Below are 25,685 nucleotides of genomic sequence, written 5' to 3'. Positions count from 1 at the left end.
GTTTTCCGCCTCTGACGCTGCGACAAAGATTGACCAGCCGGTCAGGATTCGGGACACAAACCGTCAGGGGGAAACAGAACCAGCCGGTCCATCCGGAAGACCGGGCCTGTGTCCCGCCCCAACAGCGAGTGAAAGGATCATCCATGCCCCGCTTTGTCCGCCGCCTTGCCGCGGTGTCCGCGCTGGCGCTTGCCGCCGCCGCCCCGGCAGCCGCCAAGACCTTCATCTATTGTTCCGAAGCCTCGCCCGAAGGGTTCGACCCGGCCCCCTATACGGCGGGCACCACCTTCGATGCCTCGGCGCATCCGATCTTCTCGCGGCTCGTGGAGTTCAAGAAGGGCACCACCGAGGTCGTGCCCGGCCTGGCCGAAAGCTGGGACGTGTCCGAAGACGGGACGGAGATCACCTTCCACCTGCGCGAAGGGGTCAAGTGGCAGTCCAACGACGCCTTCACGCCCTCGCGCGAGTTCAACGCCGATGACGTGATCTTCTCCTTCGACCGGCAGGGCAATGCCGACAACCCCTGGCACGGCTATCTGCCCGGGATCAGCTATGAATATTTCTCGGCGATGGAGATGGGCGACCTGATCGCCTCGATCGAGAAGATCGACGAGCTGACGGTGAAATTCACCCTGACCCGCCCCGAGGCGCCGTTCATGGCCAATCTCGCCATGCCCTTCGCCTCGATCGTCTCCGCCGAATATGCCGACACCCTGGCCGAGGCGGACCGCATGGCCGAATTCAACAACGCGCCCATCGGCACCGGGCCGTTCAGCTTCGTGGCCTACCAGCCGGATGCCGTGATCCGCTACAAGAAGAATGCCGATTTCTACGGCGAGGCGCCCAAGATCGACGACCTGATCTTCGCGATCACGCCGGATGCCTCGGTGCGCCTGCAGAAGCTGAAGGCCGGCGAATGCCACCTGATGCCCTATCCGTCCCCCGCCGACCTGGAGGACATCCGCGCCGACGAGAACCTGAAGCTGGACAGCCAGCCCGGGCTGAACGTCGCCTACCTGGCCTATAACACCACCGTCGCGCCCTTCGACAATCCGCGGGTGCGCAAGGCGCTGAACATGGCGATGAACAAGCAGGCGATCATCGATTCCGTGTTCCAGGGCGCGGGCGAGGTGGCCAAGAACCCGATCCCGCCGACCATGTGGTCCTATAACGACGCGATCGAGGATGACGCCTATGATCCCGAGGCCGCCAAGGCGATGCTGGCCGAGGAAGGCGTCGAGGGGCTGGAGATGGAGATCTGGGCGATGCCGGTGCAGCGTCCCTACATGCCCAATGCGCGGCGCACGGCCGAGCTGATGCAGGCGGATTTCGCCGAGATCGGCGTGAATGTGGAAATCGTCTCCTATGAATGGGGCGAGTACCTGCAGCGCTCCACCGATCCGTCGCGCGAGGGCGCGGTGATCCTGGGCTGGACCGGCGATAACGGCGATCCCGACAACTTCCTCGCGGTGCTGCTGAGCTGCGCGGCCACCGGCGATGGCGGCTCCAACCGCGCGCAATGGTGCGACGACCAGTTCTCCGACCTGATCACCCGCGCCAAGCAGGAATCCGACCAGGCCGAGCGCACGAAGCTCTACGAGGAGGCGCAGGTCGTCTTCAAGGACCAGGCACCCTGGGCAACCATCGCGCATTCGACCCAGTATGTCCCGATGCGGGCGGATGTCGAAGGCTTCGTGATGAGCCCGCTGGGCGATTTCACCTTCGAAACCGTCGACATCGCCGAGTAAATCCGGTTTCCTGACCCAGTCACGGGCGCGTCCTCGGACGCGCCCGCTTGCATGGAGGGCGCATGCTCCGATTTCTTCTCGCAAAGCTGCTTTACCTGATCCCCACATTCATCGGCATCACCGTCGTGGCCTTCGGCTTCGTGCGGGTGCTGCCCGGCGACCCGGTCCTTCTGATGGCCGGCGAAAGGGGGATCTCTCCGGAACGCCATGCCGAGCTGTCGGCGCAGCTGGGCTATGACAGGCCGTTCCTGGTGCAGTATCTCGATTTCCTCGGCGGGCTCTTCCAGGGTGATCTGGGGACCTCGCTGGTGACCAAGCGTCCGGTCTTCGACGAGTTCATGGCGCTGTTTCCCGCCACGGTGGAACTTGCCGTCTGCGCCATCCTGATCGCCACGCTGATCGGCGTGCCGGTGGGGGTGATCGCCGCGATCCGGCGCGGATCCCTGTTCGACCAGATCTCGATGACCGGGGCGCTGGTGGGCTTCTCCATGCCGATCTTCTGGTGGGGGCTGCTGCTGATCATCTTCTTCTCGGGCACGCTGGGCTGGACGCCGGTCTCGGGGCGGATCTCGCTTCTCTATTATTTCGACGATGTCACCGGCTTCATGCTGATCGACAGCCTGCTGTCGGGGCAGGAGGGCGCCTTTGCCTCCGCCGTGTCGCATCTGATCCTGCCCTCGGTGGTGCTGGCCACCATTCCACTGGCCGTGATCGCGCGGCAGACGCGGTCCGCCATGCTCGAGGTGATGGGCGAGGATTACGTGCGCACCGCCCGCGCCAAGGGCCTGACCCGCGGCCGCGTCGTCTCCGTCCATGCGCTGAGGAACGCGATGATCCCGGTGATCACCACGATCGGCCTGCAGGTCGGCGTGCTGATGGCGGGCGCCATCCTGACCGAGACGATCTTCTCCTGGCCGGGCATCGGCAAGTGGATGATCGACAGCATCTCGCGGCGCGACTACCCGGTGGTGCAATCGGGCCTGCTGATGATCGCGGCCATCGTGATGGTGGTGAACCTGATCGTCGACCTGACCTACGGGCTGATCAATCCGAGGATCCGGCACAAATGACCGACATGACCCCCCAACGCCTGTCCTCCTGGACGATCCGCCGCCGGATGGCCGCCGAGTTCTGGTTCTATTTCCGCCAGAACCGCGGCGCCGTGGCCGGGCTGATCGTCTTCGCGCTGCTGGTCGCCACCGCGGTCTTCGCGCCGCTGCTGGCGCCGCATGATCCGATCATGCAATATCGCGACGCGCTGCTGGTGCCGCCGGCCTGGACCGCGGAAGGCAGCGCCGACTACCTTCTGGGCACCGATGCGGTCGGCCGCGACATCCTCAGCCGGCTGATCTTCGGCGCGCGCTACTCGCTGTTCATCGGCATCGTCGTGGTCTCCATCGCGCTGTTCGGCGGCATCCTGATCGGCCTTCTTGCCGGCTTCTTCGGGTCCTGGGTCGATGCCGTGCTGATGCGGATCATGGACGTGATCCTCGCCTTCCCCTCGCTCCTGCTGGCACTGGTGCTGGTCGCGGTGCTGGGGCCGGGGCTGACCAATGCGATGATCGCCATTGCCATCGTCTACCAGCCGCATTTCGCCCGGCTGACCCGCGCCGCCGTCATGGCCGAGAAGAACCGCGAATACGTGGTCGCCGCGCAGGTGGCGGGGGCGGGCCGGGCGCGGCTGATGTTCCGCACCATCCTGCCCAACTGCCTGGCGCCCCTGATCGTGCAGGCGACGCTGTCCTTCTCGGCGGCGGTGCTCGATTCCGCGGCGCTCGGCTTCCTCGGCATGGGGGCGCAGCCGCCGGCGCCCGAATGGGGCACGATGCTGGCCGAGGCGCGGGAATTCATCCTGCGCGCCTGGTGGGTGGTGACGCTGCCGGGCCTCGCGATCCTCGTCTCGGTGCTGGCGATCAACCTGATGGGCGACGGGCTGCGCGACGCGCTCGATCCCAAGCTGAAGCGGAGCTGAGACCATGTCCTTGCTGACCATCCGCAACCTCACCGTCCGCTTCGCCACCTCGACGGGCAGCTTCACCGCCGTCGACGGCATCGATGTGCATGTCGATGCCCGCGAGGTGCTGGCCATCGTCGGGGAATCCGGCTCGGGCAAGTCGGTCTCGATGCTGGCCGTCATGGGGCTCCTGCCCGATACGGCGACGGTCACGGCCGACGAGATGAGTTTCGACGGGCGCGACATGCTGAAGATGGGCGCGGCCGAGCGCCGCCGCCTGATCGGGCGCGAGATCACCATGATCTTCCAGGAACCCATCGCCTCGCTGAACCCGTCCTACACGGCGGGGTTCCAGATCGAGGAGGTGCTGCGGCTGAATGCCGGGCTGTCATCGCGCGAGGCGAAGAAACGCGCGCTGGAGCTGTTCGAGGCCGTGGGCATCCCCGAACCCGAGCGGCGCCTGAAAAGCTATCCGCACCAGATGTCGGGCGGCCAGTGCCAGCGCGTGATGATCGCCATGGCCATCGCCACCAATCCCCGGCTGCTGATCGCCGACGAGCCCACGACCGCGCTGGACGTGACGATCCAGAAGCAGATCCTGGATCTGCTCATGCGCCTGCAGGAAGAGCAGGGGATGGGGCTGATCCTGATCACCCATGACATGGGTGTCGTCGCCGAAACCGCCGATCGCGTCGTGGTGCAGTACAAGGGCCGCCGCATGGAGGAGGCCGATGTGCTGTCGCTGTTCGAGGCGCCGCAGCATCCCTATACCCGCGCGCTCTTGTCGGCGCTGCCCGAGAATGCGGTGGATGGCAGGCTGCCCACCGTGTCGGACTTCCTGATCGAGGAGATGCCCCAATGACCATCGTCGTCGAGGGCGAGGCCCTGACCCAGGATTACGTCATCTCCTCGGGCATGTTCGGCAAGACCAAGCTGCTGCGCGCCGTGAAGGGCGCGAGTTTCGCGGTGGAGCAGGGAAAGACCCTGGCCATCGTTGGCGAGTCCGGCTCGGGCAAGTCGACGCTGGCGCGGATCATCGCGCTGATCGACCCGGCCACGGGCGGCACGCTGAAGATCGACGGCCAGCTGGTCGCCATCGGCAGGGGCCGGATCTCGCGCGATCTGCGCTCCAAGGTGCAGATGGTGTTCCAGAACCCCTATGGCAGCCTCAACCCGCGCCAGAAGGTCGGCGACGTGCTGATGGAGCCGCTGATGCTGAACACCGACATGCCCGCCTCCGAGCGGCAGGACCGGGCGGAGGCGATGCTGAAACGGGTCGGGCTGGGGTCCGAGCATTTCAACCGCTATCCGCACATGTTCTCGGGCGGGCAGAGGCAGCGGATCGCCATCGCGCGGGCCATCATGCTCAAACCGAAACTGCTGGTGCTGGACGAACCCGTCTCGGCGCTGGACCTGTCGGTGCAGGCGCAGGTGCTGAACCTCTTGGGCGAGCTGCAGGAAGAGTTCGGGCTGACCTACGTGTTCATCTCGCATGACCTCAGCGTGGTGCGCTTCCTCGCGGACGAGGTGATGGTGATGAACAAGGGCGAGGTGGTGGAGCAGGGCAGCCGCGAGGCGGTGTTTGCCGATCCGCGGCATGCCTATACGCGGCAGCTTTTCGCGGCGACGCCGGTCACGGACCTGGAGGCGATCCGCGCCCGCGTCGCGCGGCGGCAGGCGATGCGGGCGGCTACATCCGTTCCTTGATCCCCCGCGAGATCAGCCAGGCATTGACGGGGAAGGCGGTGCAGAACCCGGCGACCATCGCGATCTGCATGGCGAACCAGAACAGGGGGTCGGCCGCGCCGACCTCCGCCCCCGGCGCCACGGCCGGGAAGACGGCGAAATGCGCGACGGCCATGGTGCCGTACATGCCGATCTGCCAGGCGGTCAGCGAGGCGGCATCCGCCTTCAGCGCGGCCCGGATGCCGGCGGTCGCGCCGAGCCCGCGCATCGGCGCGATGGCGTAGTACTGGAAGGCCAGCCCGATCGCGAAGGCGAAGACGAAATCCAGCCCCCAGACGGCGAAGATGCGCGCGCCGAATAGGCCCGGCCAGCCGAAGGGCACCAGCACGGCGGGAACCAGAAGCGCCAGGGTCTCGGCCAGGATATCGCCCAGCGTGCAGCCCGCCCCGCAATGGAGCGTTCCCTTGGCGACCACGGCCGGGAAGGGCGTCGCGTCATCCGCGTGCCCCTGTCCGTGGCGGGCATGGAACCACAGCACGAGCGGTCCGGCGAAGAGACAGCAAAGCGGCCACACCGCCGCCATCACCTTCATGCGCGGCGGATGCGCGCGCAATCGCCGCAGCATTGCCGCGGCACTGGCCAGGCCCGTCGCGAGGGACAGCAATGCAAGGAGGGTGAGCCAGGTGGGGATCATGCGGGACGGCCTTTCTGCGGGATCCTGCGGCGGTCTGCCGGGACAACGCGTCCGGGCGGGACGATGGTTCCCTTCCGGCGGCCGTCAGTAGCCCTTGGCCATCCAGGCACGCACCGTCTGCGCCACGGCATCGGAGGAGGTGCGGTTGATCTTCAGCCTCTGCCCCGCCATCTCCTCGGCCAGCGCATTGGCGACGCCGACGATTTCCTGGTGGCGCGCGATCGTGCTGTCGATGCGGGCCGTGGCGGGCATGCGGAACTGGGAGCCAAGGAACAGGCCCTCGCCCAGGGGATACATGAAAAGCAGGTTGTCGAAGACGGTGCCGTCGCGATGGCGGTTCTTCAGCATCACCTGCACCTCGCGCTCCTCCTCGATGGCGGCGCGGATCTCGGACCGGGCCTCGGGCTGGGGAATGCCGCCTTGCAGGAACCGGCAGTTATGGCCCTCCACCTCTTCAAGGGGATAGCCGGTCAGCTCCTCGAAGGCGGGGTTGGCCAGGACCAGCGGCGCGTCGGGTTGCCGCGTGTCGGCCAGGGTCAGGGGTATCCGGACGGACAGAATGAACGCATGTGACTTGCGGGTGATGGACATTGGCTTAGATACGCTTCTAGTTGGCAGGATTGGGCCTTCACGGATGGATGGTATGGACGGCAGCACGGCAGGGCAAGCAGAAGACCGGGATGCCCGGACCGTGATCGTGGGGGTCGGCGCCTCGGCCGGCGGGCTCGAGGCCTTCCAAGATCTCTTCTCCCGCCTGCAGGTGGGGCACCGCATCGCCATGGTTCTGGTGCAGCATCTCGACCCCGATCACGAGAGCCTGCTGCAGGACCTGCTGCGCAAGCGCACCGAGACGCCGGTCCAGACCATCACCCAGGACATGGAGGTCGAGCCGGGCAACATCTACCTGATCCCGCCCGGGCAGGCGCTGACCATCGAGGACGGCATCCTGCGGCTGGCGGGGTTCGACAGTCCGCGCGGCCAGCGCCGTCCCATCGATGTCTTCTTCGAGAGCCTGGCGCGCGACCGCGGCGACCGTGCCGTGGGCATCGTCCTGTCGGGCACCGGCAGCGACGGGTCGAACGGGATCAAGGCGATCAAGGCGGCGGGCGGGCTGGTCTTCGCCCAGGATCCCGGCCAGTCGCGCTATGACGGCATGCCCAAGAGCGCCATTGCCACCGGCGCGGTCGACCTGATCCTGCGCACCGAGGAGATGGTCGACGCGCTGGCCGATTTCTTCGACCGCAAGTCCGGCCTGGAACCGGCGATCGAAAGCGACCGCGAATTCATCGACAAGGTGTTCAAGCATGTCCGCTATCACACCGGGCATGACTTCACCCATTACAAGCACTCGACCCTGATGCGGCGGCTGAGCCTGCGCATGTCGGTGCTGGGCATCACCTCGCCCACGGATTACGTGAAGCGGCTGATCCAGGATCGCGACGAGGCCCGCCGCCTGATCCATGACGTGCTGATCAACGTCACGGGCTTCTTCCGCGACCCGGAGGCCTGGGACCGGCTGCGCACCGCCGTGCTGCCGCAGATCCTCAAGGGGCGCGGCCGCGACGAAGAGGTGCGCATCTGGGTGCCGGGCTGTTCCTCGGGCCAGGAAGCCTACACGATGGCGATGCTGCTGAGCGAGGAACTCTCCCGCGTCAGCGCCCATCCGCAGGTGGTGATCTTCGGCACGGATATCGACGACGAGGCGCTGGCCCAGGCGCGGCGCGGGGTCTATCCGGCCTCGATCATCGACGAGGTGCCGCCGAATTACCTTCAAAGCTATTTCGTGCCGACCGCCGAGGGGTACGAGGTCGGCAAGGCGCTGCGCAACATGGTGCGGTTTTCCTATCAGAGCCTGATCAAGGACCCGCCCTTTTCCAAGCTCGACCTGGTCTCCTGCCGCAACCTGACGATCTATTTCGAGCCCAAGCTGCAGAAGATCGCCGCCAGCGTGTTCCATTACGCGCTGAACCCCGGCGGTTTCCTGATGCTGGGCCTGTCGGAGAACCCGACCGGGGTGGCCGAACGGTTCGAGGAATTCGAGCCCACCACCCGCATCTTCCGCCGCGACAACCAGCTGTCCCGGCCGCTTGACCTGCCGATGGGGCGCCTGTCGCAGGGTCTGCCGCGCATGGGCAGCGACATGACCCCGCCGCTGAGCGGCGCCACCCCGCGGGCGATGGTCGAACGCGCGATCCTGGAACGCCATGTGCCGCCCTATGTGGTCCTGAATTCGTCCAACGCGGTCAGCTATGCCTCGCCGGGGGCGGAGGATTACCTGCGGGTTCCCTCCGGCGAGCAGCGATATGATCTGGTGTCGCTGGCCGTGGAAAGCCTGGCCAGCGCCGTGCGGCGCGTGCTCAACCATCTCGATGGCGAGCCTGCGGACCCGGCCAGCGTCGAGGTGACGGCCGAGATCCGCGGCGAGCTGCGGCGCATGGTGCTGACCGCGCGGCGCCTTCCTTCCGGCGAGAAGTACCTGCTGTTCGACCATGCGGGCGCGGGCGATGCCGAGACCGTGATCCTCACCCCCGCCGGGGGCGGCTGGGATGACGGCTATGTCCGGTCGCTGGAAAGCGAATTGGACGATGCGCGCCAGACCATCCGCAGCACCGTGGAGGAACTCGAGACCTCGAACGAGGAACTGAAAAGCTCCAACGAGGAAATGATGTCGATGAACGAGGAGCTGCAATCCTCCAACGAGGAGCTCTCGACGATCAACGAGGAGCTGCAGACCAACATCGCCCAGCTCAATGCGGTGAACGGCGACCTGGCGGGGTTCCTGGAATCCACCGGGCTGCCGACCGTCTTTCTCGACGACGCGCTGAACCTGCGCCGCTTCACGCCGCGGGCGCTCGATTTCTTCCGCTTTGCCGATAGCGACCTCGGCCGGCCGCTGGAGGACATCGCCGCGATGGTCCCCACGGACGATCTGCTGGAAGGGTGTCGCGCGGCGCTGCTGACCGGGCAGCTCGACGAGATGGAGCTGTCCACCCATGACGGGTCCCACAACCTGATCGCCCGCATCGCGCCCAGCCGCCACGAGACCGGATCCGCCTCGGGCGTGGTCTTCACCCTGGTCGACGTGACCGACCTGCGCAGCTACGCCTCCGAGGCCGTCACCGCCCGCGAGGAGGCGCAGCGCAGGCTCCAGGAGGTCGAGGAACTGTACCGGGCAAGTCCCATCGGCATGGCGCTCTTCGATCTCGAACATCGTTTCCTGCGCGTGAATCACACGCTGGCGCAACTGACGGGGATCCCCGCAGAGGCCCATGTCGGCGCGCGGCTGGAAACGGTCTTCCCCCAGGCCCCCGAGGAAGTCGGCGCGGCGCTGGAGCGTGTCGCCAGGGACGGCACATCGGTCATCGGCATGGAGATGGAGGCGCCGCCGCTCTCCGGCGACGGGGGGGTGCGATCCTGGATCGTCGATTTCTACCCGGTTACCGACGAGGGTCGCATCAACTCGATCGGCTGCAATGTGCGCGACATATCCGAATTGCGCGCCACCGAGGACCAGCTGCGCCGCATCATGCTGGAACTGCAGCACCGCGTGAAAAACATGCTGGCCAACGTCAAGGCGCTGATAAACCGGGCCAAGCGCGACCGCCGCGATCCCCAGCTCGTGCTGCGCACCCTGTCGGAGCGGATCGACTCCATGGCGCGCACCCACGGGCTGCTGACCGCCGAGAACTGGCAGTCGACGCGGATCACCGAATTGCTCCGCCCGGAGCTGCACGATGTCTACGGCGCGGAGACGATCTCCACCCACGGGCCGGATCTGCGCCTGAATGCCCGCGCGAGCCTGGCGATCGGCCTGACCGTGCACGAGCTGGCCACGAATGCGGCGAAATACGGCGCGCTTTCGGAGAAGGGCGAACACCTGGATATCCGCTGGATGCGGGTCGATGACGGGGAGGGCGACCAGCTGCGCCTGGTCTGGACAGAGACCACCAAAGGCGGGGTCGAACCACCCGACGGTAACGGTTTCGGAACCACTTTGATCCATGCAATGATCGAGGGAACCTTGGAGGGCCGGATCGCGTTCGACTGGAATGACACAGGACTTACATGCACCATCGAGATGCCCTACGACAATGCCACACGGATTGCTCCGAGCCCGGTCTGACGTGAAGGACCGTGCCGTACTCTGCCTCGACGACGAGGTTCTGGTTGCCATCGACATGGCGGACATGCTGTCGGAGAACGGATTTTCCGATGTCTCGACGGCGTTTACGCTTCGTTCGGCGGCGGAACTGCTGGAGCGCAAGGAAATCGGCCTTGCCATTCTCGATGTGAATCTGGGTCATGGCGAAACGAGTTTCGAGATTGCCCGCCGCGTCGAGGAGGCGGGGGGGACCGTCGTCTTCGCCAGCGGCTACGGCGCGGCCCAGCTGCCCGAGGAATTCCGCGGCAACACGATCCTGTCGAAGCCGATCCACGAACGCGCCCTGACAGCCGCGCTGGACCGGCTGGAGTGAGACCTGCACGTTTTCGGCGAAAGTAGTTTAATTACCAAAGCTTACCGGTGTCTTTTCCCGGAAATGACATTGACCGTTCCGGGGCGGGGGTGGTATTTTCGGCGTTCAGGGGTGCCTTTCGGGATCCCGGAAAGACGGAATTGTCATGCTTCTTCGAGGCAAGGACTTCGCAGGGCGTCCCGGCGGATCCCGATCCAGCGAACGGCCCTGTTTGGTGATAACCGAACCCGATAGCGGCGTGGCCGCGGTGCTGGTGGCCTTCGGCGAGGCCCATGGCTGGAACTGCGCGGTCTTCTCCGACGGGGACACGATGACCCGGAGCCTGCGGGCCGCCGGGGATCCCCTCCTGCTTCTCATCGATGCGGATCTCTTCGACAGCCGGTTCGACGTGGTGCTGGGCACCCTCGCGGCGCTGGACAGGCCGATGCGGCTGCGTTTCGCGACCGCCGTGAACGGGGCGAATGTCGTGGCGGCCGGCCTGATGGCCCGGGCCCGTGATCTCAGCGTCGGTCCCGGCCTGATGAAACCGTTTTCGCCGGAGGCGCTGAACCTGATGCTGGTGCGCGAGCGCGAGGAACTGGCCCGGTTCGGATAGCGCGGCATCCGCGCGGAGCCATGCGCCAGACGCAACGCGGCTGTGATGAGGCGTGTGTTGCGATTCCCGGCGCAGACACGCATATCCCTCTCACAGCGCAGCGATGCGCGACAGGTTTCCGAAGGCTCCTCCTCCTCCCTGAGCCTCGGGAATTGCGCGGTGGCCCCTCCTCCTCCCTGGGTCACCGCGCTCCCTTTTTCCCCGATGATCTAGCCAGCCGCCAGGAACGACCTCACGAAGGGCGTGCGCGGATGGTTGCGCAAGTCCTCCGGCCGGCCGACCTGCTCGATCCGGCCCGTCGACATGACCGCGACCTGATCGGCCACCTCCATCGCCTCCTGCTGGTCATGGGTGACGAAGATCGTCGTCAGCCCCGTTTCATCATGGATCCGGCGCAGGCCCGTGCGCAGCTCGCGCCGCACCGCGGCATCAAGGGCGCCGAAGGGTTCGTCCAGAAGCAGCAGCCGCGGTTCGATCGCAAGGGCGCGGGCAAAGGCGACGCGCTGGCGCTGGCCGCCTGAAAGCTGGTCGGGAAAGCGCTCTGCGAACCCGTCCAGCCGGACCAGCGTCAGGAGGCTGTCCACCCTGGCGGCGATCTCGGCCCGGGACGGGCGGTCGCGGCGGGGTCGCGCGGCCAGCCCGTAGCCGACATTGCGCGCCACGTTCATATGGCGGAACAGCGCGTAGTTCTGGAAGACGAACCCGCTGCGCCGCGCCTGGACGGAGAGCCCGGTCGCCTCCGCGCCGTCGAAGAACAGCCGTCCCGCCGAGGGGGTTTCCAGCCCCGCGATCAGCCGCAGCAGGGTGGTCTTGCCCGATCCCGACGGCCCCAGGAGCGCCATCAGCACCCCGGATGGGACAGTCAGCTGCGCCGGGGCCAGCGCCTGCGTGCCGTCATAGGCCTTGGTAAGGCCGTCGATCTCGATCTGCATCTCGGGTTTCCTTTCAGGGTGGGGGCGGGAGGTGGTCAGGGATGGCCGCGCGCGGCCGCGGCGCCGGGACGCACGTCTTCCAGCCGCGCCTTCAGCGCCAGGGTGACCAGGGCCAGCGCCGCCAGCAGACCGGACATCGCGAAGGCGGCGGTGGAGAGGTACTCGTTATAGAGCATCTCGATCATGATCGGCATCGTCGCGGTCTGGCCCCGGATCTTTCCCGAGACCACCGCCACCGCCCCGAATTCGCCCATCGCGCGGGCATTGCACAGCAGGACCGCCTGCAACAGCGTCCAGCGGATGTTGGGCAGGGTCACGGTCAGGAACATGCGCAGCGGACCGGCGCCCAGCGTCAGCGCGGCCTCCTCCTCCGCGGCGCCCTGCTCCTGCATCAGCGGGATCAGCGCGCGGGCGATGAAGGGAAAGGTGATGAACAGCGTCGCCAGCACGATCGCGGGCAGGGCGAAGACGATCTTCACTCCCAGCGGAGCAAGCACGGGGGCCAGAATGCCGCCCGATCCGTAAAGCAGCACCAGCGCCAGGCCCACCACCACCGGCGAGACGGAGAAGGGCAGCTCGATCAGGGCCAGGAGGGCCGCCTTGCCGCGGAAATCGAACCGCGCGACGGTCCAGGCGGCGGCGATGCCGACCACCAGGTTCACCGGCATCACGATCGCCGCGACCAGCAGCGTCAGGCCGATCGCCGAACGCGCGGCGGGCTCTGCCAGGGCGGCCAGCGCGGCGCGGGGGCCTTCCGCCAGAGCCGAGGCCAGGATCACCGCCAGCGGCGCGGCCAGCAGAACGGCCGCCACGGCGGCCGCACCCAGGATCAGCGCGCGGCGCATCGCGGGCGGTCCGCTTGCGGGGCCGGGGCCCGGGCGGGGGTGTCCGGCCCGGATGGCGGGGGCGCAGACGGCCGGGAGGATGTCAGACATGCAGGCCTCCGGCCGGGCGGGGCGCTTTCCGGGGCGGCCGGGGCGGGCGCGACAGGCTCAGCGCCAGCGCCATCACCAGGGGCGGCAGTCCCAGCCAGGCCAGCAGCACTGCCGCAAGCGGCGCGCCCGCCCCCCACAGGGCCAGGGCGCCGAGGATGCCGGGCAGCCCGCAGGCAGTGGCGATGACGAAGCCGCCGCCGGGGGGCAGGTCGGTCCCCGGGGGGCGGGGTTCGGTAAGGGGGTCACGCATGGCCGGTCCTCCTGCGGCTCCAGCTCTGGGCCGCGTTGATGGCAAGAAGCAGCACGAAGGCGATGGCCAGCATGGCCAGGCCGATCGCGGCGGCGGCGTCGTAGTCGTATTCCTCCAGCCGGATCACGATCAGCAGCGGCGCGATCTCGGTGAGGTTCGGCAGGTTTCCGGCGATGAAGATCACCGAGCCGTATTCCCCGGCCCCGCGCGCCAGCGCCAGCGCCATGCCGGTGGTCAGCGCGGGGGTCAGAACCGGCAGCACCACGTGGCGCAGCGTGCGCAGGCGCGAGGCCCCCAGCGTGGCGGAGGCTTCTTCCTGGCCCGGGTCGAGATCGGCGATGACCGGCTGCAGGCTGCGCACGACGAAGGGCAGGCCGACGAAGACCAGCGCCAGCCAGATGCCCGCCTCGGCATAGGCGATGCGCAGGCCCAGGGGCTCCAGCACGCGGCCGAACGCGCCGGTGGGGGCATAGAGCGCCGTCAGCGCGATCCCGGCCACCGCCGTGGGCAGGGCGAAGGGCAGATCCATCGCCGCATCGAGCAGGCGCCGCCCGGGAAAGCGGTAGCGCACCAGCACCCAGGCCAGGATCAGCCCCAGCAGGCCCGAGACGGCCGCCGCGCCGATCGCGGCGCGGAAGGACAGCCATAGCGCGGCAATGACCCGCGGCTGCGCCAGGTGGCCGATCAGGGCCTCCGGCCCCATCGCCACGCCGCGGCCGAGCAGGGCCGCCAGCGGCAGCATCACGATCAGCCCCAGCGCGCCCAGGGAGATGGCCAGCCCGGCATGGAAACCGGGCAGGGGCGAGGTGCGGCGCAGCAGAAGGGCCATGGCCTATTCCCCCTGGATGCGGTCGATCACGCCGCCGGGGCCGAAGAACGCCGGCTGCACGCTGGCCCAGCCGCCGAACTCCTCGATCGACCGCATCCCGATCTCGGGGAACTGCTCCAGATCCGCGGGATCGGCCAGCGACGTGTCCCATGCGCGGAAATGGTGGCGCAGCGCGATGGCCTGGGCTTCGGGACTGTAGAGATGCTCCAGATAGGCCGTGGCGGCGGCGCGCTGCGCTTCGGAGCCGATGTTTCCCTCGACCAGCGCGACGGGCGGTTCGGCCCGGATGGAGACCGAGGGCAGCACGATGTCGAACCGGTCCTCGCCCAGTTCCGCGAGGCTCAGCAGCGCCTCGTTCTCCCAGGCCAGCAGCACGTCGCCGACGCCGCGCTGCGCGAAGGTGGTCGTCGCCCCGCGCGCGCCGGTGTCCAGGACGGGCACATGGGCGAAGAGCGCCTTCAGATAGGCCTCTGCCTGGGCCTCGGTGGCGCCGGGACGGTCCATCGCCCAGGCCCAGGCCGCCATGACGTTCCAGCGCGCTCCGCCGGAGGTCTTGGGATTGGGGGTGATCACCTCCACCCCGTCGCGGATCAGGTCGGGCCAGTCGCGGATGCCCTCGGGATTGCCCTCGCGCACCAGGAAGACGATGGTCGAGCTGTAGGGGGCCGCGCCATGGGGCAGGCGCGCCTGCCAGTCCGGGGGGATCTTGCCGGTGGCCGCGGCGATGGCATCGATATCGGGTGCCAGCGCCAGGGTCACGACCTGGGCCTCCAGCCCGTCGATCACCGCGCGGGCCTGGGCGCCGGATCCGCCATGGCTCTGCTCGACGCGAACGGGATCATCGGCCTGCGCCTCGTACCAATCCGCGAAAAGGGCGTTGTAGTCGCGGTAGAATTCGCGGGTCGGATCGTAGGAGACATTGAGGATCTCCTCGGCGCGCAGGCCCGGCCCCGCCAGTCCCGCCGTCCCGGCGAGAAGCCACAGCGCGGCCCAGTCGCGGCGCAGGGGGCGCCAGTTGCGGAAAAGCTTTTTCATCTCGGGTCTCCCAAGGGTGCATGGGGGGCTGCCGGGCGGCGGCGTGCCGCCCGGGGGAACCGGGTGTGGTGTGGTCGGAAAACGGGTCCGGGTCGCGGCCCGGGTCGGATCAGAGCGGCTGCATCTCGACGTGCCAGTCGCGCAGGCTGCGCCCTTCCAGCATCTCGGCGGCGGCAATGCGCGGATCGCGCGCCAGCACGGTCAGGATGGCGTCGCCGCAGCGATGGGGCCGTCCGGTGCGGCGGTCGATCAGCCTCAGGGACCAGATCCGGGGGGCGGACCCGGTGGGGGAGGCAGGCGGTCTTGCGGTCATCACGTGTCTCCTTTGCAGGGGGCGGGCGGGTTTCGCCCTGCCGACACGTTAATATCTACCGTGATTGTCGTCTTTTCGCGAGGGAATGGATTCGCCGTTCTTCGCCCCCGCCGGAGAACGTCATTCCCCGCCGGGCAGGGATTGCAGGTCCAGCGCCTCCGCCGCGGCCGGACGCTGCAGCAGGTCATCGAGGGTCAGGGAATCGATCAGCACCAGGTAGCTGTAGAAGACCTGCCCGAAGATCCGGCGCAACCGGCAGCTTTCCTCGTCGGCGCAATCCTCGCAGGGCTGGTAGGACCGGCGCGACAGGCAGGGAAGGGGGGCAATGGGGCCGTCAATCTGCTGCAACAGCGCGCCGAGCGCGATGCTGCGCGGATCGCGGATCAGGTGATAGCCCCCGGACCGGCCGCGCCGCGCCGCCAGATAGCCCGCCTTGCGCAATTCGATCAGGATATGTTCGAGAAACCGCTTGGGCGCGCCGGAGCGCTGCGCGATCTGCTCGATCGTCAGCGCCTCCTTGCCGGCATCGCCCAGCACCATCAGCGCCTTGAGCGCGTATTTCGTCTTCTGCGTGATCATGTCCGCTGCGGAGAATACGGGATCGGCGCGCGGGTGCCAGCAGAATATCGCCTTACCCGATAAAGACGATAGAGTTTATCGTTTTTTGTGCTAGGCTCGATCCGTGACCAGGCTGCGGAGGAACGCTGCGATGGAATTCGACCTGATCGACCGCAAGATCGTCGCCCGGCTGATGGCCGATGCGACCATACCTGTCGGGCGGCTGGCCGCCGAGGTGGGCCTCAGCCAGACGCCGTGCTGGAAGCGCGTGCAGAAGCTGAAGGCAAGGGGCGTGATCCGGGCGCATGTCGCGGTGGTCGACCCGGAGGCGATGGGCTTCGCCCTGACCGTCTTTGCCACCGTGGAGGCGCCGGACGCCTCGGCCGCGTGGCAGGAACGGTTCGCCCGGGTGGTCGCGGCGGTGCCCGAAGTGATGGACGCCTATCGCCTTGCCGGGCCCACGCATTACCTTCTGCGCCTCGTGGTGCGCGACATTGCCGGTTTCGATCTGGCAGCGCAGGCGATCCGCGACGCGTTGCCGGTGCGGGCGATCATCGCGCAATTCGCCACCGAACGGGTCAAGCAGGCCAGCGTCCTGCCGATCGATACCAGCCGCCACTGAGCCCCGCGGCGCGGCGGGGTGCCAGCTTGTCAGCGCGGCGCCCGCGGTCTAAGCCGGAGAGGCAACGGGTGGCAGGATGAGCATGGCATCGGAGGGAACGGGCAGGTCCCGGGCACCGCTGGCGGAGCGGGTCTATCAGGCTTTGAGGGCCGGGATCGCCGCTGGCGAATATCCCGCCGCCTCGCGCCTGCCCCCGGAGATCCAGCTGGCCGCGGAATTCGGCGTCTCGCGTCCGGTCCTGCGCGCCGCGCTGGAGCGCCTGCGTGCCGAAGGGCTGGTGCATTCCCGGCAGGGGGCGGGCAGTTTCGTGCGCGCCGTTCCGTCGGGGCCGCTGGGCTTCGCGCGCGTGGAAACCCTGGCCGATGTCCAGCGCTGCTATGAATTCCGCATCACGCTGGAGACCGAAGCGGCCGGGCTGGCCGCGGCACGGCGCAATGCGGCCCTGCTGGAGGAGGCGGGCATTGCGCTGCAGCGGCTTCGCGACGCGACCGGCTCGCTGGAGCATCGCGAGGATGCCGATTTCCTGTTTCACGCCGCCATCGCGCGGGGCGCCAACAACCAGTATTTCGAGGCGACGCTGACCGCGCTGCGCGAGCATGTCCATGTGGGCATGAAGATGCATGGGGCCGCGCTGATGAGCGACGGCCGGCAGGGGCTGGAGCAGGTGCTGGCCGAACATGCGGCGATCTTCGCGGCGCTGGAGGCCGGGGACGCGCAGGCCGCGCGCGACAGGATGCGCCGCCACCTGGAAGGGTCGCGCGACCGGCTCTTCGGCGGCGGGCTCCTGGATCTGCGCATGCCGCCGGAGGCGTGACCCCGCGGCGCGGGCCGCGCGCTCAGTCCAGTCCGCGCGCCGCCAGGATCGCGGCGATGGCGGCATCCTGCTGCGGATCGGGCAGCAGGGCGGGCTGACGCGACAGTCCCACCGAGGGATCGGCCAGGAACAGGGCGCGTTTCACCATCGCGGGCGGGAATCCGAGCGCGTAGAGATCGGCGCGCAGCCCGGCAAAGACGCGCTGCGCCTCCTGCGCGGCGGCCGTGTCGCCGGCGTTGAAGGCCGAGACGATCCGCGCCAGCAGCTCCGGCGCCACGTTGCCCAGCCCCGAGACCACCCCCGCACAGCCTTCCTGCAGCCCCCACAGGACCAGGTGGTCCGGGGCGCAATAGACCTCGAATCCCGGCATGTCGCGGGCGACCTGCAGATAGTCCAGGACCGTCGCCTCGGTGCCGCCGGAATCCTTGATCCCCGCGATATTGCCGTGACCCGCCAGATGCCGCGCGGTGGCGGGCTCTATGTGGTTCTGGGTGCGTGCCGGGATGTCGTAGAGATAGACCGGCGTCGTGACCGCATCGGCGAGGCTGCTGAAATGGCGGATCAGCCCGGCCTGGGTGCAGGCGATGAAATAGGGGGTGATCGCGGCGATCCCGTGCAGCCCCAGCCCGTCCACGGCGCGCGCCAGCTGCAATGTCTCGAACGTGGCGGGACAGCCGATATTGGCGATCACCCGCACCTTGTCCCCGGCCTCCTCCGCGATGGCGGCGCATAGCCGGATCTTCTCGTCATGGGTCAGCGCGGTGAAATCGCCATTGGTGCCGCAGACCATCAGGTCGTTGCCGGCCGCGATCTGGCGGCGCGCCTGGGCGCGGGTGGCTTCGTAATTGACCGTCTCGTCCCCGTTGAAACAGGTGACGAGCGCGACATGCGCCCTGCGTGTCATGTTCTCTCTCCCTGCCCGGGGGCGCGGCGCCTCCCGGCTCGGGCCGATCCTGCGCAGGCAGGGCCAGGTTGTCAATTTGTTTGAAACTTGTCCTGTCCGGCCATCAGGCCGAGGCGCGGCGCAGCAGCTCGAAGCCGATATCCGTGACGCGATCGGGGTCGCTCTCGCCGCGGAACCGGGTCAGCATCGCGCGTGCCGCCGCGCGGCCCAGCCGGTCGCGATCCACCTTGACCGTGGTCAGCGGCGGATCGGTGAAGGCGGCGTAATCCTGGTCGCCGAAGCCGATCACGGCCACGTCCTGCGGCACGCGAAGCCCGCGGATCCGCGCCTCGGTCAGGATGCCGAGCGCCGACTGGTCGGAACTGCACTGGATCACCCCGCCGGAAAAACCGTGATCCTCGATCAGCGCGGCCAGCGCGGCGCGGCCGCTTTGCAGCGAGGCCGGGCCTGCCTCGCCGGTGATGGCAGGGATGTCGGCATGTCCCGAAAGCTCGGCGAACCGGTTGCGGAACCCGTCGCGGCGGCGCAGCGCGCGTTGGTCCCCGGCGGCGACGGTGGCGGCCCGGCGATAGCCCCAGCCATGCGCCATTTCGGCCGTGTGCCGCCCGCTTTCGGTATGGGAAAACCCGACGCAGCAATCGATCGGGCTTTCGGTGATGTCCCAGAATTCGACCACCGGGATGCCCGCGCCCAGCAGCATGCGCCGCGCCGTCGCGCTGTGATGGATGCCGGTCAGCAGGATCCCGTCGGGACGGCGCGACAGGTGCGTGAAGATCAGCGCCTCCTCGGTTTCCGGGCTGAACCCGGTTTCGGACACCATCAGCTGGTAGCCCTCGGCGCGCATGATCTCGGAAAAGCCGTGCAGGAGGCTGGAATAGACCACATTCGTGATGGAGGGCACCAGCGCGGTGATCAGGCAGCTCTTGCGAGAGGCCAGCGCGCCGGCCAGCGCATTGGGCACGAAGCCGGTGACGCGGATCGCCTCCTGGATCCGTTCCATCGCCGCGGCCGAGACCTTTTCGGGGTTCGACAGCGCGCGCGACACCGTCACCTGGCTGACCCCGGCCAGCTTGCCGATCGTCGCCATGGTGACGGGCCCGCCTTCGGGGGGGCGGCCGCGTCTGGGTTTGCTGTCTTTGCCGGTCTCGGTCATGGCCTGTCATATTCCAGCCCCGGCAGCGCCCCGCAAGGGGCAGGGCGTCGGGGGATGCGGCTCAGGGCGCGGATTTTCCCTTCCGGGTCTGCAGATAGGCAGAACCGCCGACCGAGAGGGCGATCAGCACCCACAGAAGCACCGCGATCCAGCTTTTCGTGAAGAACACCGTCAGGTCGCCGAAGCTTTCCAGCGTCTTGACGAAGTAGACTTCGGCGGAGGGGCCGAGGATGAAGCCGATGATGAAGGGCGCGACCTCCAGCCGGATCTTGGTCATCAGCCAGCCGAAGACGCCGAAGATCAGCAGCGTCCAGACATCGAACATGATGCCGTAATTGATGGTATAGGCGCCGATCACGCACATCATCAGGATGACCGGGAACAGGATGTGCTTGGGGATCGTCACCACCATCGCGAAATAGCGGATGGCGAAATACATCAGCACGAACATCGCCAGGTTCGCGATCAGCATGGCGAAGATCATCGCGTCCCAGGTCACGGGGTTGTTGCCGATGAACAGCGGCCCGACCTGGATGCCCTGCAGCGTGAAGGCCCCGATCAGCAGCGCGGTGGTCGAATCCCCGGGAATGCCCAGCGACAGCAGCGGCACCAGCGCCCCCCCCGTCAGCCCGTTATTGCCCGCCTCCGAGGCCATGACCCCGGCCGGTTCGCCCTTGCCGAAGCGTTCGGGGTGGCGCGAGAAGGTCTTGGCGTTGGAATAGCTCAGGATCGAGGCCGCCGAGCCGCCGACCCCTGGGAGGATGCCGACGAAGGTGCCGATGCAGCTGGAGCGGATCAGGTTGACCCACTGGCCGCGGAAGATCGACAGCGAGAAGCGTTCATGCTTGCCGATATCGACATCCTTCTGGCTCATCCCGGCCTTCATGCCGGTCTCCGCCTCGTCGAGGATGGCGGCGAGGCCGAACAGCCCGATCAGCACCGGCAGCAGCGAGAAGCCCGATTCCAGCCAGTAGCTGGTGCCCGGCGGGATCAGCCGCCATTCGCCATTGCCGCCCTTGGTCACGTCATAGGTGCCGATCAGCGAGATGAAGATGCCCAGAAAGCCCGAGAAGATGCCCAGCAGCAGGTCCGAGCTGAGCGCGGCCATGACCGACAGGGCGAACAGGATGATCAGGAATTTCTCGACATAGGAGAACTTGATGGCGAAATCCGCCAGCGTGGGGGCGAAGAGGTCGAGGATCAGCAGGGAGACCAGCCCGCCTACCAGCGAGGCGCAGATGCCGATCCGCAGCGCCTTCTCGCCATGCCCGGCACGGGCCATGGGATAGCCGTCCAGCGTCGTGGTGATCGAGGAGGGCGTGCCGGGGATGCCCAGCAGGATGGCGGGGACCAGCCCGCCGGAGATGCCCCCGACATAGAGGCCGAGAAGCAGCGCCAGGCCGTTCTCCAGCCCCAGCGAGTAGGTGACCGGCAGGCAGACGGCGACGGCCATCGTGGCCGTCATGCCGGGAATGGCGCCGAAGATGATGCCCACCAGCGTGCCGCCGATGACCAGCAGCACGAAAAGCGGGGAGATGAAGGCGAGGATGTCCATGGGCGGGGGTCCCGGGTCTCAGGGCAGGGTCAGGAAGAAGAGGTCGGTGAAGAGCCACCAGACCAGCACCGGCGCGGCCACCGCGACGATCATCAGGGGCACGGCCTTCCGCAAACTGCGCTCGCGCATGAACAGCAGCCCCGAGCCCGCGACCAGCGGGATGGAGCACAGCAGGAATCCCATGCCGGTATTCGGCCAGATGTCCCCGACCGGCACCATCGCCGAGAAATAGGCGATCGTCAGGGCCAGCGTTCCGAAGAAGCGCGGCTTGTCCATGCGCCCCAGGATGTCGCGCCAATGGGCCCCCGATGCGGCGATGGCCCGGCGGTCGCGGATCGCGATGGCGAGGCCGAGAAGGCCCAGGATGCAGCCGATCAGCGTCGGGAAGATCAGGTGCGAGGTGTCGAAATTGATGGTCACATGGGTGAGGTTGCCCATGGCGGTCTCCTTCGGTCCGGAACATGGCAGGGCAGGGGGCCGGGCGGTGCGCGGCGGCACGGCCCGCTGGCGCGGCGCGGCACGGGTCCCCGCCCGCCGGGGGCAGGGACCCGCAATGATGCCGGGATCAGCCGGAGATTTCCGAGATGACCTTCTTGTAGGTCTCGCGCTTCTCTTCCAGGTGCTCGGCCGCCTCGGCGGTGGGGCGGAAGTTGGGCGTGAAGAACGCGGCGGTCTGCTTCTCCTGGATGGCGCCGTCCTGGTAGATCTCGGCCAGGGCCTGGTCGATGGCCTCGATCATGGCCTCGTCCATGTCCTTGTTGTAGATCAGGAAGAATTCCTTGTCGAAGGTGAAGTCCTGGTCGCCGTCAAGCGTGACGGAGGTTTCCGGACTGGCATAGTCCATCATGTCGTCGCGGGTCAGCTGGCCCATGCCGGCCTCCGGCGCTTGCTGGAGCGTCTCGGGCGAGGCGGTGATCCAGACGAAGCGCATCGCCTTCTGGTCATCGCCGTCGAGCTGGGTGAACTGCTCGTTGGCCTGGATCGAGCCGTTGATGACATCGGCAAGCCCGTCCCACATCGCCTGGTTCTTGTCGGACTGGGAGCCCGTATTGACCGCGACGATGTTTTCCTCCGAGCCGGGGGCCCGGACCTTGGCGGCGTTCTTCATCGCCGAGAACCCGATTTCCGAGACGCCGCCGGGCTGGATGGCCACGCGCACGCGCTCCCCTTCGGCGGCGGCGGTCAGGATGTCCTCCATGGTCTGGTAGGGCGAATTCGCGCCGACCAGGTAGGCATTGCCGGGATTGGTCGCGATGGTGGCGCCGACCTTGAATTCCTCGAACGGGTTGACGAAGCCCTTGCCGCCGTAAAGCTCGGCCAGGTAGGCGAAATCATGGAACAGCATGATCGTGGTTCCGCGGCTGTCGCGCTCCAGCGCCTTGAGCCCGTTCACGGCGCCCACGGCATCCACCTTGATGTTCACGTCCAGTTTTTCCGACAGCGCTTCGGCCACGATCGACGCCGACTGGTAGGTGTCCCCGCCGGTGGAGGTGGATCCGATCACCATGCGGATGTTGCGCGGCAGATCGGCGGCCGCTGCGGCGAAAGGCTGGCCCAGAATCGCGGCGGCGGAAACTGCAGCCAGCAGGGTTCTGCGGTTGAATGTCATGTCTTTCCTCCCTTTGACCGCTCGGGGCGGCCGGATGTCCCGAGTGCCGGAACGGCCCCTCACCATTCCCGCAGCGCAATGAATGCGCATACAACGGACATCATCACGGCGCGGTCTTACCTGTCAAGATTCGAATTTTCGGCGCTTAAAAATCCTATGGTTCGGCGGAAACCGCATTGACCTTTGAAAATGGAAGCGCATACATCATGGCAAGACAGACGCGCCAAGGGAGGGTGTTCCATGAAAGATGCGGATCGCAAGGATCCCGGCGGCCTGCGCAGTGCGCGCTGGTTCGCCCCCGATGATCTGCGCAGCTTCGGCCATCGGTCGCGGCTGATGCAGCTCGGCTATTCGGAGGCGGATTTCAAGGACAAGCCGGTCATCGGCATTCTCAACACCTGGTCCGAGATCAATTCCTGCCACAGCCATTTCCGCGAACGTGCCAAGGACGTGAAACGCGGCGTGTTCCAGGCGGGGGGCTTCGCGCTGGAGATGCCCTCGCTCAGCGTCGACGAGAGTTTCACCAAGCCCACCTCGATGATCTACCGCAACATGCTGGCCATGGAATGCGAGGAGATGATCCGGTCCCACCCGTTCGACGGCGTGGTGCTGATGGGGGGCTGCGACAAGACCACGCCCGGGCTGGTGATGGGCGCGATCAGCGCGGGCATTCCCTTCATCTACCTGCCGGCCGGGCCGATGCTGGCGGGCAATTACGCGGGCAACCGGCTGGGATCGGGGTCGGATGCCTGGAAATACTGGGATGAACGCCGCGCTGGCAACATCACCGACGAGGAATGGGTGGGCATCCAGGGCGGCATCGCCCGCAGCCCCGGCGTCTGCATGACGATGGGCACCGCCTCCACCATGACCGCGATCACCGACGCGATGGGGCTGACCCTGCCCGGCGCCTCCTCGATCCCGGCCGTGGATTCGGGGCATCAGCGCATGGGCGCCGATTGCGGCCGCCGCATCGTCGACATGGTCTGGGAGGACCTGACCCCCGACCGCATCATCACCCCCGCGGCGGTGCAGAATGCCGCCATCGTGGCGATGGCGACCGGCTGCTCGACCAATGCCGTCGTCCACCTGATCGCCATGGCGCGGCGCGCGGGGGTCGATCTGAGCCTCGACGACCTCGATGCGCTGGGACGCACGACGCCGCTGATCGCCAATGTCCGCCCCTCGGGCAAGGGCTACCTGATGGAGGATTTCTACTTCGCCGGCGGTCTGCGCGCGCTGATGAAGGAGATCGAGGAGAAGCTCGACACCACCTGCATCGGCGTGAACGGCCGCACGCTGGGCGAGAACATCGCCGATGCCAAGGTCTATAACGACGATGTCATCCGGCCGCTGTCGAACCCGGTCTATCACGAGGGGTCCCTGGCGGTGCTGCGCGGCAACCTGTGCCCCGACGGCGCGGTGATCAAGCCCGCCGCCTGCGATCCGAAATACTACGTGCATGAAGGCCCGGCGCTGGTTTTCGACAGCTATCCCGAGATGAAGAAGGCCGTCGATGACGAGGATCTGGAGGTCACGCCGGACCATGTCATGATCCTGCGCAATGCCGGTCCGCTGGGCGGGCCGGGCATGCCGGAATGGGGCATGCTTCCGATCCCCAAGGCGCTGATCAGGCAGGGCCATCGCGACATGCTGCGGATTTCCGACGCGCGCATGTCGGGGACGTCCTACGGCGCCTGCGTGCTGCATGTCGCCCCCGAAAGCTTCGTCGGCGGGCCGCTGGCGCTGGTGAAGACCGGCGACATCGTGCGCCTTGACGTTCCGAACCGCAGGCTCGACATGCTGGTCCCCGAGGAGGAGATCGCCGCGCGCAAGGCGGCCTGGACCCCGCCCGAGCCGAAATACGAACGCGGCTGGGGCTGGATGTTCTCGCGTCACGTGACCCAGGCCGACAAGGGCTGCGACTTCGATTACCTGCAATCCGATTTCGGCCGCGTGGCGGGCGAGCCGGACATCTTCTGAGGAGGCCGGACATGGCATTCGATCTCGACAAGGCGCTGACCGGCATCTCGGGCATTCTCGTCACCCCCTATGACGAGGCCGGGGACATCGCTCCGGCGAAACTTCAGCCGATCATCGACCGCGCGCTGGAGGCCGGGGTGCATATCCCCGTGGTCAACGGCAACACGGGCGAATTCTACGCGCTGACCACCGACGAGGCCTGCACCATGGCGGCAGAGGTCTGCCGCATGGTGGACGGCCGCGCGCCGGTTCTGGCGGGCGTGGGCCGCGGCATTCGCGATGCCTGCCGCCTGGCGAAGGCTTCGGCCGATGCGGGCGCCTCGGCGCTGATGATCCACCAGCCGCCGGATCCCTTCGTCAGCCCGCGCGGCACGGTCGATTACGTCCGGGCGGTGCACGAGGCCTCCGGCGGGCTGCCGATCATGCTGTATCTGCGCAATGACGCGATCGGCACGCAGAAAATCAAGGCGCTGTGCGACCTGCCCGGCGTCAAGGGCGTGAAATGGGCGACGCCCAACCCGCTGAAACTGGCCGATGCCATCGCCGCCTGCGATCCCTCGATCGTCTGGGTCGGCGGTCTGGCCGAGGTCTGGGCGCCGCCGCTCTATGCCGTCGGGGCGCGCGGCTTCACCTCGGGGCTGATCAATGTCTGGCCGGAACGGTCCGTCGCCATCCACAAGGCGCTGGATGCGGGCGATTACGCCGCGGCGAACCGTCTGATCGCGGAGATGAAATCCTTCGAGGACATCCGTGCCGAGGAACTCAACGGCACCAATGTCACCGGGGTGAAGGCCGCGCTGATCGCCACCGGAACGGATTGCGGCGGCACGCGCCCGCCCTCCGCCTGGCCGCTGACCGACACCCAGCAGGCCACGCTGAAGACCTTCCTGACCGCGGTCGGGCTTGTCTGACCTTCCGGCGGCGCCGATCCGCGGCGCCGCCATCGTGAAACCCTGGAGATCGGGGCGCCGGCCCGCGCCGGTGCGCCAGCAGAGGAGGCTCCGAGATGCCTGATAGATCCGTTTTCACCCCTCACGGGAA

The 25,685-nt window shown here is 67.5% G+C and carries 26 protein-coding genes; 12 read left to right on the top strand and 14 right to left on the bottom strand.

What is annotated here, in order from left to right; all coding sequences use genetic code 11:
* The first annotated feature begins 143 nt into the window (after positions 1 to 143).
* The 5 genes from ICN82_RS09015 (at position 144) to ICN82_RS08995 (ending at position 5,409) form a co-directional block, all read left to right on the top strand.
* Positions 144 to 1,748 carry an ABC transporter substrate-binding protein gene (locus ICN82_RS09015; protein WP_193181851.1) on the top strand — a complete coding sequence of 535 codons (1,605 nt, stop codon included), beginning with the start codon at positions 144 to 146 and terminating at the stop codon, positions 1,746 to 1,748.
* Positions 1,749 to 1,810: 62 nt separating this feature from the next.
* Positions 1,811 to 2,818, top strand: a complete 1,008-nt coding sequence (locus ICN82_RS09010) for an ABC transporter permease subunit (RefSeq protein ID WP_193181849.1) — start codon at positions 1,811 to 1,813, stop codon at positions 2,816 to 2,818.
* Positions 2,819 to 2,823: 5 nt separating this feature from the next.
* Positions 2,824 to 3,720 carry an ABC transporter permease subunit gene (locus ICN82_RS09005; RefSeq protein WP_407943754.1) on the top strand — a complete coding sequence of 299 codons (897 nt, stop codon included), beginning with the start codon at positions 2,824 to 2,826 and terminating at the stop codon, positions 3,718 to 3,720.
* 4 nt (positions 3,721 to 3,724) lie between these two features.
* A complete protein-coding gene (locus ICN82_RS09000; RefSeq protein WP_193181845.1) occupies positions 3,725 to 4,564 on the top strand; it encodes an ABC transporter ATP-binding protein in 840 nt (279 codons plus the stop codon).
* Positions 4,561 to 5,409, top strand: coding sequence for an ATP-binding cassette domain-containing protein (locus ICN82_RS08995; protein WP_193181843.1), 849 nt, complete (start codon positions 4,561 to 4,563; stop codon positions 5,407 to 5,409). The genes ICN82_RS09000 and ICN82_RS08995 overlap by 4 nt, the downstream gene beginning before the upstream one ends.
* Here ICN82_RS08995 and ICN82_RS08990 read toward each other — a convergent pair.
* Positions 5,393 to 6,082, bottom strand: coding sequence for a DUF4396 domain-containing protein (locus ICN82_RS08990; protein ID WP_193181841.1), 690 nt, complete (start codon positions 6,080 to 6,082; stop codon positions 5,393 to 5,395). The two genes, ICN82_RS08995 and ICN82_RS08990, sit on opposite strands and share 17 nt — an antisense overlap.
* A gap of 84 nt (positions 6,083 to 6,166) precedes the next feature.
* The gene (locus ICN82_RS21495; protein WP_193181839.1) at positions 6,167 to 6,673 is read right to left on the bottom strand and encodes a PAS domain-containing protein; all 507 of its coding nucleotides are present in this window, start codon (positions 6,671 to 6,673) and stop codon (positions 6,167 to 6,169) included.
* Positions 6,674 to 6,725: 52 nt separating this feature from the next.
* Between ICN82_RS21495 and ICN82_RS08980 the strand changes: the two genes are divergently transcribed.
* The 3 genes from ICN82_RS08980 to ICN82_RS08970 all read left to right on the top strand — a co-directional run bounded on the left by ICN82_RS08980 (position 6,726) and on the right by ICN82_RS08970 (position 11,152).
* The gene (locus ICN82_RS08980; RefSeq protein ID WP_193181837.1) at positions 6,726 to 10,205 is read left to right on the top strand and encodes a chemotaxis protein CheB; all 3,480 of its coding nucleotides are present in this window, start codon (positions 6,726 to 6,728) and stop codon (positions 10,203 to 10,205) included.
* Between the two features lies 1 nt (position 10,206).
* On the top strand, positions 10,207 to 10,557 hold the full coding sequence (locus ICN82_RS08975; protein ID WP_193181835.1) for a response regulator: 351 nt from the start codon (positions 10,207 to 10,209) through the stop codon (positions 10,555 to 10,557).
* Between the two features lie 214 nt (positions 10,558 to 10,771).
* Entirely contained in the window at positions 10,772 to 11,152 is a 381-nt protein-coding gene (locus ICN82_RS08970; protein WP_193181833.1) for a hypothetical protein, read from the top strand.
* Positions 11,153 to 11,361: 209 nt separating this feature from the next.
* On the opposite strand, the gene ICN82_RS08965 is transcribed toward ICN82_RS08970, so the two are convergent.
* From ICN82_RS08965 to ICN82_RS08935, 7 genes are all read right to left on the bottom strand, one after another.
* Entirely contained in the window at positions 11,362 to 12,084 is a 723-nt protein-coding gene (locus tag ICN82_RS08965; RefSeq protein ID WP_193181831.1) for a sulfate/molybdate ABC transporter ATP-binding protein, read from the bottom strand.
* A 35-nt stretch (positions 12,085 to 12,119) separates the two neighbouring features.
* Positions 12,120 to 12,929, bottom strand: a complete 810-nt coding sequence (gene cysW / locus ICN82_RS08960; RefSeq protein WP_226898393.1) for a sulfate ABC transporter permease subunit CysW — start codon at positions 12,927 to 12,929, stop codon at positions 12,120 to 12,122.
* An 82-nt stretch (positions 12,930 to 13,011) separates the two neighbouring features.
* Positions 13,012 to 13,269, bottom strand: coding sequence for a hypothetical protein (locus ICN82_RS08955; protein WP_193181827.1), 258 nt, complete (start codon positions 13,267 to 13,269; stop codon positions 13,012 to 13,014).
* Positions 13,262 to 14,098 carry a sulfate ABC transporter permease subunit CysT gene (gene cysT / locus ICN82_RS08950; RefSeq protein ID WP_193181825.1) on the bottom strand — a complete coding sequence of 279 codons (837 nt, stop codon included), beginning with the start codon at positions 14,096 to 14,098 and terminating at the stop codon, positions 13,262 to 13,264. The genes ICN82_RS08955 and cysT overlap by 8 nt, the downstream gene beginning before the upstream one ends.
* Positions 14,099 to 14,101: 3 nt before the next feature.
* Positions 14,102 to 15,133 (bottom strand): sulfate ABC transporter substrate-binding protein, encoded by a 1,032-nt coding sequence (locus tag ICN82_RS08945; protein WP_193181824.1) that lies wholly within the window; start codon positions 15,131 to 15,133, stop codon positions 14,102 to 14,104.
* Between the two features lie 109 nt (positions 15,134 to 15,242).
* Entirely contained in the window at positions 15,243 to 15,446 is a 204-nt protein-coding gene (locus tag ICN82_RS08940; protein WP_193181823.1) for a hypothetical protein, read from the bottom strand.
* A 120-nt stretch (positions 15,447 to 15,566) separates the two neighbouring features.
* Complete coding sequence (locus tag ICN82_RS08935) at positions 15,567 to 16,025, bottom strand: RrF2 family transcriptional regulator (protein ID WP_193181822.1); 459 nt, start codon at positions 16,023 to 16,025, stop codon at positions 15,567 to 15,569.
* Between the two features lie 130 nt (positions 16,026 to 16,155).
* On the opposite strand from ICN82_RS08935, the gene ICN82_RS08930 reads away from it, so the two are divergent.
* A complete protein-coding gene (locus ICN82_RS08930; protein WP_193181821.1) occupies positions 16,156 to 16,626 on the top strand; it encodes an Lrp/AsnC family transcriptional regulator in 471 nt (156 codons plus the stop codon).
* Positions 16,627 to 16,702: 76 nt separating this feature from the next.
* Positions 16,703 to 17,440, top strand: coding sequence for a FadR/GntR family transcriptional regulator (locus ICN82_RS08925; protein WP_226898389.1), 738 nt, complete (start codon positions 16,703 to 16,705; stop codon positions 17,438 to 17,440).
* 22 nt (positions 17,441 to 17,462) lie between these two features.
* Here the strand turns inward: ICN82_RS08925 and ICN82_RS08920 are convergent, their stop codons facing one another.
* From ICN82_RS08920 to ICN82_RS08900, 5 genes are all read right to left on the bottom strand, one after another.
* Positions 17,463 to 18,344, bottom strand: a complete 882-nt coding sequence (locus ICN82_RS08920; RefSeq protein WP_193181820.1) for a dihydrodipicolinate synthase family protein — start codon at positions 18,342 to 18,344, stop codon at positions 17,463 to 17,465.
* A 103-nt stretch (positions 18,345 to 18,447) separates the two neighbouring features.
* Complete coding sequence (locus ICN82_RS08915) at positions 18,448 to 19,497, bottom strand: LacI family DNA-binding transcriptional regulator (RefSeq protein ID WP_226898388.1); 1,050 nt, start codon at positions 19,495 to 19,497, stop codon at positions 18,448 to 18,450.
* Positions 19,498 to 19,558: 61 nt separating this feature from the next.
* Positions 19,559 to 21,052: a tripartite tricarboxylate transporter permease gene (locus ICN82_RS08910; protein WP_193181819.1), complete on the bottom strand. Its 1,494-nt coding sequence runs from the start codon at positions 21,050 to 21,052 to the stop codon at positions 19,559 to 19,561.
* 18 nt (positions 21,053 to 21,070) lie between these two features.
* The gene (locus tag ICN82_RS08905) at positions 21,071 to 21,490 is read right to left on the bottom strand and encodes a tripartite tricarboxylate transporter TctB family protein (RefSeq protein ID WP_193181818.1); all 420 of its coding nucleotides are present in this window, start codon (positions 21,488 to 21,490) and stop codon (positions 21,071 to 21,073) included.
* A gap of 127 nt (positions 21,491 to 21,617) precedes the next feature.
* Positions 21,618 to 22,661, bottom strand: coding sequence for a Bug family tripartite tricarboxylate transporter substrate binding protein (locus ICN82_RS08900; RefSeq protein ID WP_193181817.1), 1,044 nt, complete (start codon positions 22,659 to 22,661; stop codon positions 21,618 to 21,620).
* Positions 22,662 to 22,901: 240 nt separating this feature from the next.
* Between ICN82_RS08900 and araD the strand changes: the two genes are divergently transcribed.
* Positions 22,902 to 24,644, top strand: coding sequence for an L-arabinonate dehydratase (araD, locus tag ICN82_RS08895; protein WP_193181816.1), 1,743 nt, complete (start codon positions 22,902 to 22,904; stop codon positions 24,642 to 24,644).
* Between the two features lie 11 nt (positions 24,645 to 24,655).
* On the top strand, positions 24,656 to 25,555 hold the full coding sequence (locus ICN82_RS08890) for a dihydrodipicolinate synthase family protein (RefSeq protein ID WP_193181814.1): 900 nt from the start codon (positions 24,656 to 24,658) through the stop codon (positions 25,553 to 25,555).
* The last annotated feature ends 130 nt before the right edge of the window (positions 25,556 to 25,685 follow it).

The sequence above is a fragment of the Mangrovicoccus algicola genome (assembly GCF_014903745.1).
Taxonomy (GTDB): domain Bacteria; phylum Pseudomonadota; class Alphaproteobacteria; order Rhodobacterales; family Rhodobacteraceae; genus Mangrovicoccus; species Mangrovicoccus algicola.
The sequence above is the reverse complement of the archived record's forward strand: the minus strand, read 5'-3'. Positions and strand labels throughout refer to the sequence as shown.

What these genes read in the sequence shown, in the direction of transcription:
- ICN82_RS08915 (WP_226898388.1), bottom strand. Translation starts at nt 19,497, where the DNA reads ATGACCGAGACCGGCAAAGACAGCAAACCCAGACGCGGCCGCCCCCCC.
- ICN82_RS08905 (WP_193181818.1), bottom strand. Translation starts at nt 21,490, where the DNA reads ATGGGCAACCTCACCCATGTGACCATCAATTTCGACACCTCGCACCTG.
- ICN82_RS08900 (WP_193181817.1), bottom strand. Translation starts at nt 22,661, where the DNA reads ATGACATTCAACCGCAGAACCCTGCTGGCTGCAGTTTCCGCCGCCGCG.
- ICN82_RS08935 (WP_193181822.1), bottom strand. Translation starts at nt 16,025, where the DNA reads ATGATCACGCAGAAGACGAAATACGCGCTCAAGGCGCTGATGGTGCTG.
- ICN82_RS08890 (WP_193181814.1), top strand. Translation starts at nt 24,656, where the DNA reads ATGGCATTCGATCTCGACAAGGCGCTGACCGGCATCTCGGGCATTCTC.
- ICN82_RS09015 (WP_193181851.1), top strand. Translation starts at nt 144, where the DNA reads ATGCCCCGCTTTGTCCGCCGCCTTGCCGCGGTGTCCGCGCTGGCGCTT.
- ICN82_RS09010 (WP_193181849.1), top strand. Translation starts at nt 1,811, where the DNA reads ATGCTCCGATTTCTTCTCGCAAAGCTGCTTTACCTGATCCCCACATTC.
- araD (WP_193181816.1), top strand. Translation starts at nt 22,902, where the DNA reads ATGAAAGATGCGGATCGCAAGGATCCCGGCGGCCTGCGCAGTGCGCGC.
- ICN82_RS08940 (WP_193181823.1), bottom strand. Translation starts at nt 15,446, where the DNA reads ATGACCGCAAGACCGCCTGCCTCCCCCACCGGGTCCGCCCCCCGGATC.
- cysT (WP_193181825.1), bottom strand. Translation starts at nt 14,098, where the DNA reads ATGGCCCTTCTGCTGCGCCGCACCTCGCCCCTGCCCGGTTTCCATGCC.
- ICN82_RS08945 (WP_193181824.1), bottom strand. Translation starts at nt 15,133, where the DNA reads ATGAAAAAGCTTTTCCGCAACTGGCGCCCCCTGCGCCGCGACTGGGCC.
- ICN82_RS08930 (WP_193181821.1), top strand. Translation starts at nt 16,156, where the DNA reads ATGGAATTCGACCTGATCGACCGCAAGATCGTCGCCCGGCTGATGGCC.
- ICN82_RS08995 (WP_193181843.1), top strand. Translation starts at nt 4,561, where the DNA reads ATGACCATCGTCGTCGAGGGCGAGGCCCTGACCCAGGATTACGTCATC.
- ICN82_RS09000 (WP_193181845.1), top strand. Translation starts at nt 3,725, where the DNA reads ATGTCCTTGCTGACCATCCGCAACCTCACCGTCCGCTTCGCCACCTCG.
- ICN82_RS08990 (WP_193181841.1), bottom strand. Translation starts at nt 6,082, where the DNA reads ATGATCCCCACCTGGCTCACCCTCCTTGCATTGCTGTCCCTCGCGACG.
- ICN82_RS08910 (WP_193181819.1), bottom strand. Translation starts at nt 21,052, where the DNA reads ATGGACATCCTCGCCTTCATCTCCCCGCTTTTCGTGCTGCTGGTCATC.
- ICN82_RS09005 (WP_407943754.1), top strand. Translation starts at nt 2,824, where the DNA reads ATGACCCCCCAACGCCTGTCCTCCTGGACGATCCGCCGCCGGATGGCC.
- cysW (WP_226898393.1), bottom strand. Translation starts at nt 12,929, where the DNA reads ATGCGCCGCGCGCTGATCCTGGGTGCGGCCGCCGTGGCGGCCGTTCTG.
- ICN82_RS08925 (WP_226898389.1), top strand. Translation starts at nt 16,703, where the DNA reads ATGAGCATGGCATCGGAGGGAACGGGCAGGTCCCGGGCACCGCTGGCG.
- ICN82_RS08965 (WP_193181831.1), bottom strand. Translation starts at nt 12,084, where the DNA reads ATGCAGATCGAGATCGACGGCCTTACCAAGGCCTATGACGGCACGCAG.
- ICN82_RS08920 (WP_193181820.1), bottom strand. Translation starts at nt 18,344, where the DNA reads ATGACACGCAGGGCGCATGTCGCGCTCGTCACCTGTTTCAACGGGGAC.
- ICN82_RS21495 (WP_193181839.1), bottom strand. Translation starts at nt 6,673, where the DNA reads ATGTCCATCACCCGCAAGTCACATGCGTTCATTCTGTCCGTCCGGATA.
- ICN82_RS08955 (WP_193181827.1), bottom strand. Translation starts at nt 13,269, where the DNA reads ATGCGTGACCCCCTTACCGAACCCCGCCCCCCGGGGACCGACCTGCCC.
- ICN82_RS08980 (WP_193181837.1), top strand. Translation starts at nt 6,726, where the DNA reads ATGGACGGCAGCACGGCAGGGCAAGCAGAAGACCGGGATGCCCGGACC.